Origin of the sequence: Ottowia thiooxydans DSM 14619 (genome assembly GCF_000422885.1) — a bacterium.
Classification (GTDB): Bacteria; Pseudomonadota; Gammaproteobacteria; order Burkholderiales; family Burkholderiaceae_C; genus Ottowia; species Ottowia thiooxydans.
The window spans coordinates 162,536-175,990 of sequence record NZ_AUGX01000009.1 but is presented as its reverse complement, the minus strand read 5'-3'; the positions used below and the strand labels follow the sequence as shown (position 1 = coordinate 175,990).

Below are 13,455 nucleotides of genomic sequence, written 5' to 3'. Positions count from 1 at the left end.
CCCTGCCCGGTGCCCTCTCCATCAAACCTTCCGGGCCTGCGCGATGGCGGCGTCCATCGCCAGTGTCTCGCGTGCGATCTGAGCATGTAGCAACTCGACCATCCGCCCGCCGACTTTCAGTACCCCCTTGCCTTCATTCTCGGGCAGAGCGAAAGCCTCAACCACCACACGGGCATCTTCCACCTCTTGTGCACTAGGTGAGTAGGCGCGATGGCAAGTTTCGATCTGCGCGGGGTGAATCAATGTGCGCCCATCGAAGCCCATCTGCCGCCCTTGCTCGCAGGTTGCAGCGAAGCCATCCGTATCCTGAATATCGTTGTGAACGCCGTCCAGCACGCACAGTCCGTTAGCACGTGCGGCAGCCAAAGCGAAAGCCAACATCGGTACCAGGCCTTCCCGCATGGGAGTGTGGCGCCCGCGCAGATCCTTGACCAGGTCGTTGGTGCCCAGAACCCAGGTGGACATCCGCGTATCAGCCTCCAGAGCGAGTTGCCCCATCGCCGGGGCGTTGAGAATAGCCCGCGGTGTCTCGATCATGCACCACAGCGCCGTACTCTGAGGCACTCCATAGAAGCTCAACATAGCCTGAGCCACTCTCACGTCTTCCGGGGTATTGATCTTGGGGAAGAGGATGCCGGCGGGTCGCAATGCGGCCACGGCACGCACGTCATCTTCACACCAGGTTGAGCCAATAGCATTGACACGCACAACCACGTTGCGCGCGGCCACTGCAGAGTCGGCCAGCGCACTGGCTACGGCTTCGCGAGCCAACGGCTTGCTCTCAGGCGCAACAGCGTCCTCCAGGTCGAAGATGAGGACATCGGCCTCAGAGCGTGAGGCTTTGAGCAAGATGGCAGGGTTGGCGCCGGGGGTATAGAGAGCGCTGCGGCAAAGCATAGTGTGTGTCATAACCGGATTGTGCGGGCGCTCGCGGCTGATGCCGCATCGGCCGACACATTCATCACGCATCTGATGAGCACACTGCATCACGTCCATGATGTTTCGGATGTTCAGGGGCTCGCTCTCTTGCGCATTGCGCTACGCGCCTCTGTAATGGCAACAGAGTACACGGCAAAGTAGCCGGTAACGACATACATGTGAGCCATTTGGAGACCGCCCATGATTGACCGCAGACAACTACTTGCCGCTGCTGCATGCAGCGCGCTTTCACTTTCAGCCAGGGCAGCTCAAGGGGGTACCGAATGGCCTCAACGGGCCGTCAAGATCATCCTGGGCTTTCCCGCTGGACAAGGTAGTGATGTATTGGCGCGTCTGTATGCTGCCGAACTGAACAAGGCGCTGGGCCAGCCCTTCGTAGTAGACAACCGGCCTGGCGCTGGCGCTACTCTGGCGGCGCGCGACGTAGCGAGATCAGCGCCAGACGGCTACAACCTCCTGCTCACCTCCAGCGGCCCGCTTACCGTGGCTCCGCACCTCTACTCAAACCTCGGCTTCGACCCGATGAAGGACCTGGACACCATGGCCCTGATCGGCCGCTCGCCATTGATCCTTCTGGTGCGCCCTGATTCTCCGATCAAAACCTTGCCTGAGTTAGTGGCGGCGGCCACCCGACAGGAAATGACCTGCGGTTCTGGAGGCAACGGCGTGACCAACCACTTGGCGTTGGAAATGTTCAAGGTTGCTTCGGGGGCACGTCTAATGCACGTTCCCTACAAAGGCGCCGCTCCAGCCCTGACCGACCTCATGGGCGGCCAGATACAGACACTGTTTGAGGCCACTTCGGCCGCGCTGGCCCATGTGCGCAGCGGAAGGCTGCGCGCGCTGGCAGTGAGCTCACCCACACGTTACTCCCAACTGCCCGACGTGCCCAGCGTGGCAGAGTTCTACCCCGGATTCGACGCTACAGCCTGGGCCGCGTTCGCGGTGCCCCACGGCACGCCGCAAGGGATCGTCGACAAGCTGGCCTCTGAGTTGAACAAGTGCCAGCTACAACCCGCGATGCGCGAGAAGTTAATCCAGTCGGGCGTGGAACCGACGCCAGACTCAACTCCGGCCACCGCCAGAGCTTACGCACAGGCCGAGTTCGAGAAGTGGCGGGGCATCATCCGCCACGCGGGCGTCAAGCTGACTTGAAATCTCCGCAGCAAAATTTCCGTCAGGATTTGGCGGCAGAGGTCGTCGACGCGAAACGCGCGAAGACCTCTGCCGCTCGCGCTGTCATGCCATTTCTTCATCGAATTCCAGCAAGGACTCCGCGCCGCGCTGGACAGCGTGCGCCCAACCCGACGTCAACGGCAACACGTGATCGGCGAAAAATCGTGCGGTTCGGATCTTTCGCGTCATGAAGCGCGGATCACCCTCTTGGCGAGACCGCAGCGCATTGGCAACCCCTGCGGCTCGTGCCAGTTGCCAACCCCCAGCTACAGCGCCGAAAAGCCGCAGGAACGGCACCGCACCCGCGAGCACGCGCGCGGATTCCAGGCCGAAGGTCCGAAGGATGAAGTCCACGCTCGCCTCAAGCGAACCGACACTCTCTTCCAAGGCTGTAGCAATCGCCGCAAGCTCCTCGGAACCTGCCTTGCGCAGGGTTTCACAGGTCTCGCGCATTTCCACAATCACTGCTCGAATGGCCACCCCTCCGTCACGCGCGATCTTCCGGCCAACAAGGTCGTTCGCCTGGATGCCCGTCGTGCCCTCATAGATGGGCAAGATGCGCGAGTCGCGCAGGTACTGAGCTGCCCCGGTTTCCTCCACGAAGCCCATCCCGCCATGGACCTGGATACCCGTGGAGGCCATGTCCACCGCCATCTCAGTGTTCCATCCCTTGACGATGGGAGTCATGAGGTCCACAAGGGAACGGGCCTTGGCTCTGGCCTTTTCCTCAACCTCGTGGTCCGCTGCAATATCCATCGCCGCGGCAGTGACGCACACTAAGGCGCGGCCGGCCTCCGTATGTGATCGCATCCATGCAAGCATGCGCCTCACGTCGGGATGGCGAATGATGGGAACCCGCCCTCCGCCGCGTGTCTGAGCATCCGATCCTTGGACACGCTCCCGCGCGAATCGCGCGGCGCGTTGCAACGCGCGTTCAGCCATCGCCACACCTTCAATGCCGACCGCGATGCGAGCTTCATTCATCATGACGAACATGTAGTCGAGGCCCCTATTTTCCTCGCCAACGAGCCACCCCTGCGCGTTCTCGTAAACCATGGTGGTGGTCGGCGACGCCCGCAGACCAAGTTTATGCTCAATGGACACACAGCGTGCCTCATTGCGTTTTTCCAGGCCCCCTCGCCCATTAGGAAGAAATTTCGGCACCAAGAACATGGAAATGCCCTTGACGCCCTCAGGAGCTCCAGGCGTGCGCGCCAGCACCAGATGCACGATGTTTCCGCTCATGTCGTGCTCGCCCCAGCTGATGAATATTTTCTGGCCGGAGATCCGCCAGCTGCCGTCGGGATGCGGAACAGCCCGAGTTCGGACCGCAGACAGATCCGAGCCCGCCTGAGGTTCGGTAAGATTCATGGTCCCGGTCCACGCTCCCGTCACCAAGCTTGGAAGAAATTGTCGCTTCAGCTCCTCGGATGCGTTCCGAGAGATCGCTTCGATAGCGCCTCTGGTCAGTGCGGCGCATCCGCTAAAGGACATGTTTGCACTACGCCACATCTCTTCGACCATCGCGGACAACGCGCGGGAAAGCCCCTGCCCCCCTTCTTCCACGTGACAGGAGATCGCATTCCAGCCCCCTTCGACAAACTTTGAATACGCCTCTCGAAAGCCTGCTGGCGTGCAGACCTCACCGTTCGAGTACACGGAGCCCTCCCGGTCGCCAGACATATTCAACGGCGCCAATACACCGCCTGCGAAGCGCGCTGCCTCATCCAGCACGGCGTCTGCAAGATCTGATACGGAGCCCGACGCAGACAATGCGCCCATTGGCCCCAACAGAAAGCGCATGTCCGCCAGTGGTGCCTCATAACTGTCAGAACCAACGCTCATATAGCCTCCTTGCAACGTGCATGACTTGTGAATTTCTTGACTAGACGCGAAAAATCGGGCGTCTTTGAGCAGCGCAGGAATGCGGCGCGTTCGAGCGCCAAATGATCAGCGATGCCTACATCAGTTGCCTCGCGAATCAGCGCCTTGATCTCGCGGACTGCTTGAGGAGATCGGGCCGCTAAAGCACGAGCAGCTTCCATCGCCGTCCTTTCGATTTGGTCGTCCTCGACCAGTTGCTGAATCAGACCGAGCTCCTTGGCCCGATCCGCCGGGATGTAATCCTCCATCAGGAAGATTGCCATCGCCTGAGCTGCCCCGAGCCTGCGGCCGAGCTGAAAAGTTAGCCCACCATCGCTGGATGTACCAATACTCGGATAACCTGCCACCAGCTTGCTCGAACGCGTGGCAACAACCAAATCGCAAGCCAGCATCAAGGAAAGACCCGCGCCTGCGGCCGCACCGTGCACCTGGGCAACCACCGGTATCGGAAGTGCCCGCATTGCGAGGATGACTTCGTGGAAACGATCGATCAGGGGTGCAAGCAGGCGATCTGGATCCGGGAGGTATCCTTCGATCGCAAATAAATCCCCCCCTGCTGAGAACACACGTCCTGTTGATCGCAACAGCACAGCCCGGACGCTTTCATCAGATGCTGCCCGAGCCAAGGCTTCCAGGAGCGCCTCGCACATTCCAATGTCTACGCACGTGGGACGCCCCCCGGCGTCCATCGTCAAAACGACCACATCGTCGTTGCGGAACACATCCACCTTCTGCTTCATTTCGTTTTCTCCTGAACTCGCAGATTCTCGGAGTCTGATCGCCCCACATCAACGGGGTGGCTCCAGACAACAGATATGTGATATTCGGGACAACATCCATTGAAGGCGTCTGAACTTCCATGGATCAAGAACGAATCTGCTCCATCGCTTCGGCGGCGTGCGCTACAACGATCAGGTCGGGATAGGGAGCAATTCGAAGTTGTCGCGCGGCGATTGCAGCGGAAGAGCTGAAACTCAGCAATCACTGTCGTGATGATGAAGAGCTCTCTCGCGTGCCAGCAAGACAGCTGAGCATGACGCTCAAACAACTGGGGTATGAAATCAGCGGGATCTGGTCCAAGCTCCTGGACTACCGCTCAAGATGGAGCCACCAAGGCGTCGTTCGACTCAATGACCTTGAAGACGCTTGCTCTGGGTTCGATACGCTCAAAACATGGCCTGGACGAGCTGCACGAAGCCGATCTGTCAAAGAACTCTGTGGAGGGCTATGAGCCCTCCACAGGAAACCCAACTAAGTTGAGCTTAAGCTGCCGCGTCCTTCAGCTTTTTCAGTGCACGTGCCTTGATCCGCACGCTGGCGGGCTTGGCAGGGAACCAACGGTCCTGGCCGGAGAAGGGGTCTTTGCCGAAGCGTTTTTTCTTCGCTTCGATCTTCTGCACGCCAATCTTCAGCAGGCCGGGCAATGTGAATTCGCCTTGGCCCTTTTTATGAACCGAGCCCAACACTGCGGCTTCCAGCGCTGCCAGCACGGCTTTGACGCCCTTGGACTCCACGCCCGACTGCGTTGCAAGATGCTCGACCAACGCGGCCTTGGTGAAAACTTCCTTGATCGGTTTGATGACCGCCGAGACTTTCGCCACAGGTGCTGCTACCTTCTTCGCAGGAGCTGCCTTCACGGCGGCCTTGGCTACAGGGGTAGGCTTCTGGACGGCTTTCTTGGTTGCAGGAGCTGCCTTCTGGACAGGCTTGGCCACAGGTGCTGGCTTCTTCACAGCCTTAGTCACGGGCGCAGTTTTCTGGACAGCTTTAGTCGCAGGAACAGGCTTGTTGACGGCCTTGGTGACAGGGGTAGGTTTCTTGATGTTCTTCGTCGCAGTTGCCATTTAGCTTCCAGAAAGTTAGTTATGAAATCCCTGCCTTTTGTGCGCAGGTAGGCCCATTTTAAGAAACTCTGCACATGCAAGGCGAAAAACGGCTCCTGCACGCCTCTATGCGGTAGTCCTTTCAGCGCAAATTCTTCACGTCGGAGGCGCTTTTCGCTCAAAAAAAAGCCGCCCAATGGGCGGCCTTAATGCGCAATCCTGAGATTACGCGATTGGGAAATCAGTCACCAGCGTAGATGTCCACGTCTTTGGTTTCACGCACGAACAGCAGACCAATCACGAAGGTCGCAGCGGCGATCACGATTGGATACCACAGCCCGTAGTACATGTTGCCGTTAGAGGCGACCATCGCAAACGAGATGGTAGGTAGCATGCCCCCGAACCAGCCGTTACCAATGTGATACGGCAAGCTCATGGAGGTGTAGCGGATTCGGGTGGGGAACATCTCCACCAGCGCCGCTGCAATAGGGCCATAAACCATCGTCACATAGATCACAAGAATCGCAAGGATGCCCACCATCAGCGGCTTGTTCATCTGCGCAGGATCAGCCTTGCTCGGATAGCCGTCTGCCTTCAGGGTGTCCCCCACTTCCTTCTTGAAAGCGGCGATAGCAGCAGCACTGGCTTCATCGAACTTGCTGTTCACCACCACACCAGTTGGCGCAGGGATTTCCTTCGTCCCGATCTTGACCACAGCAGGACCCGTACCGGCTATGTTTTCGTAGCTCACAGCGTTGGCCGCCAGGAAGCGCTTGGCGATATCGCATGAGCTGCGGAAATCGATTTCACGAGCCACTGGGTTACCACCGAACGAGCATTCCGCTGGGTTGGCTGTCACCACGACCTGGTTGGCTACTTGCGCAGCCGCCAAGGCAGGGTTGGCCGCCTGAGTCAGCGCTTTGAAGAGCGGGAAGTACGTCACGACAGCCAACAGCAAGCCGGCCAGGATGATGGGCTTGCGACCGACCTTGTCAGACAGGCTACCGAAGATGACAAAGAACGGTGTGCCAATCAGCAGTGCGATAGCGATCAGGATGTTGGCCGTGGAGGCATCAACTTTCAACACGCTTTGCAGGAAGAACAGTGCGTAGAACTGGCCTGTGTACCAAACCACAGCCTGCCCCGCCACGAGACCGAACAGCGCCAACAGCACGATCTTCAGGTTCTTCCATTCGCCGAACGATTCAGTCAGAGGAGCCTTGGAGGTTTTGCCTTCCGACTTCATTTTCTGGAAGGCTGGCGATTCATTCATCGACAAGCGGATCCACACCGAAACGGCCAGCAGGGCGATGGAAACCAGGAACGGAATGCGCCAGCCCCAGGCCGCGAACGCCTCTTCACCGACCACGTTACGCACGACCAGGATGACGACCAGCGAAAGGAACAACCCAAGCGTTGCCGTCGTCTGAATCCACGAGGTGTAGGCGCCCCGCTTCCCGTGAGGTGCATGCTCAGCCACGTAGGTAGCAGCACCGCCGTACTCACCGCCGAGCGCCAGCCCTTGCAGCATACGCAGCACGATCAGGATGACCGGTGCGAGTACGCCAATGGATGCGTAGTTGGGTAGCAAGCCGACGATGAAGGTCGACAGACCCATGAGCAAAATGGTGACCAGGAAGGTGTACTTCCGGCCAATCATGTCGCCCAGGCGGCCAAAGAACAGTGCGCCGAAAGGCCGCACGATGAAACCTGCCGCGAACGCAAACAACGCAAAAATGAACGCTGATGTGGGATCCAAGCCAGCGAAGAACTGCTTGGCAATGATGGCTGCCAAAGATCCGTAGAGATAGAAGTCATACCACTCGAATACTGTGCCCAGCGAGGATGCGAAGATAACTTTCCTCTCCTCCGCGCTCATGGGCCGTGCGGCCGTTGTTGCCATGCGTGTCTCCTGTTGATCGAAATTTCGTGAATGCAGACTGGTGTGCTGCACACCACCTGTCGCACTGCGAATGTGTGAGGAGTAGCTGACCTGTTTCTGACAACTTTTCTAACAACTCGATCGATATTTCCAGACAGCAAAAAAAATCAGGGGTAACCCTGACGTTATTTTTTTGGATGTGAAATTTTGCGCAGAAGACGCGTCTTTCTCTTCGGGAAAGTACGTAGAAAAAAAATACTCCGCTTTCGCCTGCTTTCGTCCGCTTTGGCTTATCCGGCGGTGCCTATGAACCCGTCACCGCCGTGATTCGTCACTCGCGCCGCAAACCTTGCTCCACGCCCTCAGGCGCGGTCCAGATTTGATCGAAGCCTCGATCTCCTTCGAGATAGGCCCTCAGCATGGGTAAGGCATCGAAGCCCCAGAACACCCTGCCATCCACCACCATGCTCGGCACGCCGAAGAGACCGGCGGAGATCGCAGCTTGCGTGGCAGACTTCAACTCCTGCTTCACTTCGCTGCCCGCAGGATCGCGTGAAGGGTTGAGCTGCCTGGTCAACGCCGCCAACCGCGTCACATCATCGGCCACACCACCTTGAGACCACGCATGGCGAAAAATCGTCTCGCATTGATAGCGGTTGGGCGTGCCCTGGCTTGCGCACGCCAGCGCCAGCCGCAGCAGCGGTAACGGATTGAACGGGTGGGCATGGGGCATGCGCAAGGAAATGCCATTCGTGTGCGCCAACCAGGCCACCTGTCGATAAGTCCACTCACGTTTTCCATCGATCTCTGCGGGGCCGAGTTGACCGTGGTGCTTGAGCAGCCCCGCGAACAGTATCGGGCGATACGTCACTTCGTAGCTCAAGCCTTCCAGCGCCTGCGGCAGACGCTCGAACGCGAGATAGGCGTAGGGGGAAATGAAATCCAGGTAAAAGTCGATGTGTTTCATCCCTATCCTTGTCAGCTTCCGCGGCGCAATTGGACCTGCCGCCATATGCCCCACTTATCACTCTCGCTCTTTGAGCTCCACCCGGAAATCTCCTCCAGGCGTCGAAAGCAGCCTTCACACCAACCCGTTTGCTCGTCAATACGGCAAGTCCGTACGCAGGGCGATGGCAGCGGAGTGCCATCGTCATGAGCGAGTTGAGCTTCGAGCGCGATGGCGTCGAGATCGCGCACAGATGTCACTCTCAAGTGAGCGTCCGGCTAGCTGCGGCAGAAGTCAGACACGCACTCACGGCAGCTCCACGACATCTGCCACCGGCGCGCCGGTCAGACGTTCGAGATCGGCAGGGGCAAGCTTGAACACTCCGTGCGGATGCCCTGCGGCAGCCCAGATTTCCGTGAAGCGGTAGAGCTCGCGGTCGATCAAGGTGACGGGGCGATCAGAATGCGCGACGGGCGACACGCCACCGATGGTAAAGCCCGTCCGGAGCTTGACGAATTCGGCATCCGCTCGGCCGATCTTGCCGACCAGCGCAGCCACTTTCTTTTCATCCACCCGCCGGTCACCGGAAGTGATAACCAGCACCGCCGCTTCATCCAGCTTGCGACGAAAAATGATGCTCTTGGCAATCTGCCCCACGGCAATACCCAGCGCATCAGCCGCTTGAGCGGCCGTGCGGGCCGCATCATCAAGCATCACAGGAGCATGCGGGTGCCCTGCTGAAGCGAGTGCTTCGGTCACGCGCCGCACGCCATCGGGCAGGTTTTCCAGGCCCATGCCTTCACCCCGCTCGCTTGTTCAGCATGGCTGTCGCCGCGCGCGAATTGGGTTTGCGCTGCAGAAAGTCGCTGATGTAGGCGCCAGCATCCACCAGCTTCTCGAAATCTATGCCGGTATCAATATCCATGCCGTGAAGCATATAGACCACATCTTCCGTGGCCACATTGCCAGTGGCGCCCTTGGCATAGGGGCATCCGCCGAGGCCGGCGATGGAAGTGTCGTACTGCCACACCCCCATCTCCAAGGAGGCCAGCGTGTTGGCCAGCGCCTGGCCATAGGTATCGTGGAAATGGCCGGATATGTCGTCCAGCTCGTAGTGCTTCAAGGTCTCTTCGACGACGCGTTGCACCTTGCGAGGGGTGCCCACTCCAATGGTGTCGGCCATACCGACGTGTTGCACGCCAATCCCCTTCATGAGCCCGGCGAGGTAGCCCACGCGCTCAGGGGCTACATCACCTTCGTAGGGGCAGCCCACCACGCAGCTCATAGCACCGCGCACATAGATTCCATTGGCACGTGCCGCTTCAACCACAGGCGCGAAGCGTTCAATACTCTCGGCAATAGAGCAATTGATGTTTTTCTGACTGAAAGCCTCGCTGGCGGCCGCGAACACCACAATTTCATCGACACCCGCAGCCAGCGCACCCTCAAAGCCCTTCATGTTCGGTGTGAGAACGCTGTAACGCACTCCCGGCCGCCGCTCCATGCCGGCCAGCACTTCTGCGGCATCGGCCATCTGAGGCACCCATTTGGGACTGACAAAGCTGGTGACCTCAATCTCTCGGAGGCCGGCTTCTTGTAAACGATGCACCAGACCGATCTTGACGGCGGCAGGCACCGGTTGCTTTTCGTTCTGAAGGCCGTCGCGCGGCCCTACATCAACAATCTTCACGCGCGTGGGTAAGGACATGGCAATTCAATAAATGGATGCAGCTAATGAGTGTAGCGGCGCACTGGCCGCTCGATAACGTTCATTTTGCTCTCAGATTACCCCTGGAACGTGCTCAAAGTCTCTCAGAACGTGTTCATAATCTTTTCGAGGTCGAAAAGACCGTGAACACGTGCTTATGATGGTTCGCGCTCATTCGAAAGCACCTATGAAGCTCGCTCTGCTTGCCGATATCCATGCCAACCGCCATGCGCTGGAGGCTTGTTTGGCCCATGCCGAAAAGGCCGGCGTCGAGCGCCATGCGTTCCTGGGCGATCTGGTCGGCTATGGAGCGGAGCCAGGAGCTGTGGTGCAGACCGTGATGGCGCTGCAGGAGCGCGGTGCTATCGCCATCAAGGGAAATCACGATCTCTATAGCTCCATGCCCCTGGTGGAAGGGAAAACGGATCTTGGCTATGCGAGTGTCGCCTGGACTCAGCAGCAGCTCTCCCGGGATGAGCGAGCCTTCCTGGCCAACCTCCCAATGACGCATACCGAAAGCAGCTTTTTATTGGTACACGCCAGCGCCGACTCCCCCGAGCGATGGCGCTACGTGGAGACCCCCGAGCTGGCGGCCGCCAGCCTCGACGGCGCGATGCAACCGCCTGTGGGCAACGAAAATGTGCGCCATGTGTTTGGCGGCCACGTGCATGCGCAAGCCCTGTTTTTCCGGGGTGGTGCCGGCAAGTTGATGCCGTTCATTCCGACACCGGGGGTGCCCATTCCCGTGCCCCGCCACCGGCTCTGGCTGGCCACCGTAGGTTCAGTGGGGCAGCCGCGCGACGGGAATGCCCTGGCCATGTACGCAATCTTCGACGACTCCGCCCAGCTACTGACATTTCATCGCGTGCCCTATGACGTGCAGGGAGCCATGGCCGCGATCCGCGCCACAGAGTTGCCAGCCTTCTTCGCCGACCGCCTGGAGCAGGGGAGATGAAGCCACTGACTCCGGGCTCCCACCTTGACGGCTTTTGCATTGGGGAGCTGATACACAGTGGCGGCATGGCGCTGATCTACCGCGTGACCTATGCCAATAGCCGCCCATCCCCCTTCGAAATGGTGATGAAGGTACCCCGCATGACCGCTGGCGACGGTGCGGAGAACATCGTCGGCTTCGAGGTAGAGGTGCAGATCATGCAGGCCTTGAGTGGCCCTCACCTGCCGCGGCTGGTCGCCACAGGCGACATCGCCCAAGTGCCCTATCTGGTGATGGAATACGTAGCCGGCCACACACTGGATCATTGGCTTGAAGAAGCTCAACAGGGCAAGCCTGTCTCGCCCGAGGTCATAGCGGCACTTGGGGCAGCCATGGCCACGGCCGCACACGCATTGCACCAGCAAAACGCTGTGCATCTGGATCTGAAGCCAGCCAACGTCATGATCCAGAACGGAGAGCTAGAGGCGGGGGAAGGGGGCGGCACAAATAAATTCCAGGCGGTACTGCTCGATTTTGGTCTGAGCTATCACGCCCATTACCCGGATCTGCTGGCGGAAGCGATGCGCAAGGCGGTGGGTTCACCCGCTTACATGGCGCCAGAGCAGGTGGTAGGCGTTCGCGGTGACCCACGCAGCGATGTGTTTTCCATCGGCGTGATGCTGTATGAGCTCGCGACGGGCGAATTGCCCTTCGGAGCCCCCACCACAACCGGCGGGCTGCGCCAGCGGCTGTGGGCGGATCCCCTGCCTCCGCGCAAGCACCGGCCCGATTTGGCGCAGTGGCTACAGGAGGTCATCTTGCGCTGCCTGGAGCCGGCCGCAGACGACCGCTACCCCTCAGCGGCGCACCTTGCGTTTGACCTCCTCCATCCTGAGCAAGTAGAGGTGGGCGAGCGCGGCAGGCGCCTCGAAGGTACGGGGTTATTCACGCATTTCAAACGATGGATTCGCGCTGCCGGTGCTCAGTACCAAGCCAGCCCGTTACCGGCCAGACAAATCGAGGAGGTACCGATCTTGTTGGTGGCCGTTCCACACCGGGACGTCACCGAAGACACGCTGTATTCACTGCGCATGGCGGTGGGCCGATCCCTGGGCATCCGCCCGGGAGCACGCCTGGCCTGCGTCACGGTGGTCGCGCCTGGCAGCAGCACCGACGAGGAAAAAAGTGAGACCACCGTCCACCGCGCCATGCTGGGAATGCTGAAGAACTGGGCTCGCGGACTTGATCTGACTACGCATCAAACTTCCTACCATGTGCTGGAATCGACAGACGTGGCGGAAGCCATCGTGCGCTATGCCAGCGCCAACAATGTCAGCATGATCGTCATGGGCGCCGCCACCCATGGCTTGCAGATGCAACGCTTCGTGGCCACGGTACCCATGCGGGTGGCTATGTATGCCGCCTGCACGGTGACTCTTGTGAAACAGAGTTCGCCCGTCGAATTCTCGGCAGGGCCCATTTAACGCTATCCACTATCTAACAGCTGGCAAGAGGACTGCCGGCGCCTGAACGGTTCTGATCACTGGTTGATGCGAAACAGCAGACGCCCGGGAGATTTACCTCACCACGCGCATGATCGTTTCGGTGCGCATGCGATCACGCAAATTACGGATCTCATGCTCCAACGACGATCTGCGCGCTGCCAATTCGGCCCGCCTCTGTGAAGTCTGATTTTCTGACCTGCCCGTGTCGCGGATCACCTCCTCCAGCCTGCGGGAGCGGTCATCGATCTGGAACTGCAGATCCCTGATGCGCTTTTCGTAGCGGTAACGATCACGGGCCGGCGCATAGATAGACAGGAACAGCGGCTCCATATCCGGAGGGCAGAAACCTGGTGTGTACTCGCTATCGCGCCGAGCCCAGGAGTCGGCATTCCCAGGCACGCAAACCTCGCGCCGGCCTTGCTCCCAGCCGCGCTGCCATTCCCTCAGATTGCCCGAAACGCCTTTCTCAGCGCAACTCTGCACACGCTTGGCACCAAAATCTGGCATATCGCCGTCACGGGCGTCAGACTGGCCCAGAGCCGCCCAGTTAGCGCCCCGGCACTGCTCTTCACTCATCGAGGCGCAGCCCGAAAGCAACACAGCCCCCAACACCAAGCCTATTGCGCCCAAGCTGGTACGTATCCTCGAATCCTTCATG

At 59.5% G+C, this 13,455-nt stretch carries 13 protein-coding genes; 3 read left to right on the top strand and 10 right to left on the bottom strand.

Features of this window, described 5'->3' with window-relative positions:
• Nucleotides 1-21 precede the first annotated feature (21 nt).
• Entirely contained in the window at nt 22-909 is an 888-nt protein-coding gene (locus tag G518_RS0106760) for an HpcH/HpaI aldolase/citrate lyase family protein (RefSeq protein WP_028601870.1), read from the bottom strand.
• A gap of 210 nt (nt 910-1,119) precedes the next feature.
• Here G518_RS0106760 and G518_RS0106755 point away from each other — a divergent pair, with 210 nt between their 5' ends.
• A complete protein-coding gene (locus G518_RS0106755) occupies nt 1,120-2,094 on the top strand; it encodes a Bug family tripartite tricarboxylate transporter substrate binding protein (RefSeq protein WP_028601869.1) in 975 nt (324 codons plus the stop codon).
• A gap of 84 nt (nt 2,095-2,178) precedes the next feature.
• On the opposite strand, the gene G518_RS0106750 is transcribed toward G518_RS0106755, so the two are convergent.
• The 8 genes from G518_RS0106750 to G518_RS0106720 all read right to left on the bottom strand — a co-directional run bounded on the left by G518_RS0106750 (nt 2,179) and on the right by G518_RS0106720 (nt 10,358).
• Nucleotides 2,179-3,960 (bottom strand): acyl-CoA dehydrogenase family protein, encoded by a 1,782-nt coding sequence (locus tag G518_RS0106750; RefSeq protein ID WP_028601868.1) that lies wholly within the window; start codon nt 3,958-3,960, stop codon nt 2,179-2,181.
• Nucleotides 3,957-4,739 carry an enoyl-CoA hydratase/isomerase family protein gene (locus G518_RS34195; RefSeq protein WP_051236146.1) on the bottom strand — a complete coding sequence of 261 codons (783 nt, stop codon included), beginning with the start codon at nt 4,737-4,739 and terminating at the stop codon, nt 3,957-3,959. The genes G518_RS0106750 and G518_RS34195 overlap by 4 nt, the downstream gene beginning before the upstream one ends.
• Nucleotides 4,740-5,261: 522 nt before the next feature.
• On the bottom strand, nt 5,262-5,714 hold the full coding sequence (locus tag G518_RS40930; RefSeq protein ID WP_028601867.1) for an HU family DNA-binding protein: 453 nt from the start codon (nt 5,712-5,714) through the stop codon (nt 5,262-5,264).
• Nucleotides 5,715-6,063: 349 nt separating this feature from the next.
• Complete coding sequence (locus G518_RS0106735) at nt 6,064-7,725, bottom strand: MFS transporter (protein WP_028601866.1); 1,662 nt, start codon at nt 7,723-7,725, stop codon at nt 6,064-6,066.
• A 310-nt stretch (nt 7,726-8,035) separates the two neighbouring features.
• Entirely contained in the window at nt 8,036-8,671 is a 636-nt protein-coding gene (locus G518_RS0106730; protein ID WP_036593801.1) for a 2-hydroxychromene-2-carboxylate isomerase, read from the bottom strand.
• An 11-nt stretch (nt 8,672-8,682) separates the two neighbouring features.
• Complete coding sequence (locus G518_RS39170; RefSeq protein WP_245597913.1) at nt 8,683-8,901, bottom strand: DUF1289 domain-containing protein; 219 nt, start codon at nt 8,899-8,901, stop codon at nt 8,683-8,685.
• A gap of 55 nt (nt 8,902-8,956) precedes the next feature.
• Nucleotides 8,957-9,445: a YbaK/EbsC family protein gene (locus G518_RS0106725; protein WP_036593798.1), complete on the bottom strand. Its 489-nt coding sequence runs from the start codon at nt 9,443-9,445 to the stop codon at nt 8,957-8,959.
• A gap of 4 nt (nt 9,446-9,449) precedes the next feature.
• A complete protein-coding gene (locus tag G518_RS0106720; protein ID WP_028601863.1) occupies nt 9,450-10,358 on the bottom strand; it encodes a hydroxymethylglutaryl-CoA lyase in 909 nt (302 codons plus the stop codon).
• A 187-nt stretch (nt 10,359-10,545) separates the two neighbouring features.
• Here G518_RS0106720 and G518_RS0106715 point away from each other — a divergent pair, with 187 nt between their 5' ends.
• Together G518_RS0106715 and G518_RS0106710 are read left to right on the top strand one after the other, a co-directional pair.
• Complete coding sequence (locus G518_RS0106715; RefSeq protein WP_028601862.1) at nt 10,546-11,313, top strand: metallophosphoesterase family protein; 768 nt, start codon at nt 10,546-10,548, stop codon at nt 11,311-11,313.
• Complete coding sequence (locus G518_RS0106710) at nt 11,310-12,776, top strand: bifunctional serine/threonine-protein kinase/universal stress protein (RefSeq protein ID WP_028601861.1); 1,467 nt, start codon at nt 11,310-11,312, stop codon at nt 12,774-12,776. The genes G518_RS0106715 and G518_RS0106710 overlap by 4 nt, the downstream gene beginning before the upstream one ends.
• Before the next feature lie 93 nt (nt 12,777-12,869).
• Here the strand turns inward: G518_RS0106710 and G518_RS38330 are convergent, their stop codons facing one another.
• Nucleotides 12,870-13,454, bottom strand: a complete 585-nt coding sequence (locus tag G518_RS38330; protein ID WP_028601860.1) for a DUF2799 domain-containing protein — start codon at nt 13,452-13,454, stop codon at nt 12,870-12,872.
• Nucleotide 13,455: the final 1 nt, after the last annotated feature.

Excerpts from the sequence above, each read along its gene's own strand:
- G518_RS0106760 (WP_028601870.1), bottom strand. The coding sequence starts at position 909 with ATGACACACACTATGCTTTGCCGCAGCGCTCTCTATACCCCCGGCGCC.
- G518_RS0106755 (WP_028601869.1), top strand. The coding sequence starts at position 1,120 with ATGATTGACCGCAGACAACTACTTGCCGCTGCTGCATGCAGCGCGCTT.
- G518_RS0106750 (WP_028601868.1), bottom strand. The coding sequence starts at position 3,960 with ATGAGCGTTGGTTCTGACAGTTATGAGGCACCACTGGCGGACATGCGC.
- G518_RS34195 (WP_051236146.1), bottom strand. The coding sequence starts at position 4,739 with ATGAAGCAGAAGGTGGATGTGTTCCGCAACGACGATGTGGTCGTTTTG.
- G518_RS0106735 (WP_028601866.1), bottom strand. The coding sequence starts at position 7,725 with ATGGCAACAACGGCCGCACGGCCCATGAGCGCGGAGGAGAGGAAAGTT.
- G518_RS0106730 (WP_036593801.1), bottom strand. The coding sequence starts at position 8,671 with ATGAAACACATCGACTTTTACCTGGATTTCATTTCCCCCTACGCCTAT.
- G518_RS0106725 (WP_036593798.1), bottom strand. The coding sequence starts at position 9,445 with ATGGGCCTGGAAAACCTGCCCGATGGCGTGCGGCGCGTGACCGAAGCA.
- G518_RS0106720 (WP_028601863.1), bottom strand. The coding sequence starts at position 10,358 with ATGTCCTTACCCACGCGCGTGAAGATTGTTGATGTAGGGCCGCGCGAC.
- G518_RS0106715 (WP_028601862.1), top strand. The coding sequence starts at position 10,546 with ATGAAGCTCGCTCTGCTTGCCGATATCCATGCCAACCGCCATGCGCTG.
- G518_RS0106710 (WP_028601861.1), top strand. The coding sequence starts at position 11,310 with ATGAAGCCACTGACTCCGGGCTCCCACCTTGACGGCTTTTGCATTGGG.
- G518_RS38330 (WP_028601860.1), bottom strand. The coding sequence starts at position 13,454 with ATGAAGGATTCGAGGATACGTACCAGCTTGGGCGCAATAGGCTTGGTG.